The sequence below is a fragment of the Achromobacter sp. 1011791174 genome (genome assembly GCF_059760925.1).
The window spans coordinates 1-228 of sequence record NZ_JCBANH010000218.1 but is presented as its reverse complement, the minus strand read 5'-3'; the positions used below and the strand labels follow the sequence as shown (position 1 = coordinate 228).

Here is a 228-nt window from a genome sequence, read left to right as displayed (position 1 = left end):
GCACGGCCGATGGCCGCCAGGTCGTGACCATCGAGCAGACGCAGTCGCGCGCCATCCTGAACTGGGACAGCTTCAACGTCGGCCGAAATACCACGCTGCAATTCAAGCAGAACGCGTCCGACGCGGCGCTGAACCGCGTGGTGGGCGCGTCCGCGAAACCCAGCGAGATCCACGGCGCGATCAAGGCCGACGGCACCGTGCTGGTGGTCAACCAGAACGGCGTGATCT

1 protein-coding gene is annotated in these 228 nt (G+C 65.8%); it reads left to right on the top strand.

Features of this window, described 5'->3' with window-relative positions; translation table 11 throughout:
• Window positions 1-228 (top strand): two-partner secretion domain-containing protein (locus tag AC6LJ5_RS30385; protein ID WP_498142463.1); only part of this gene is annotated, 228 nt, incomplete at both ends.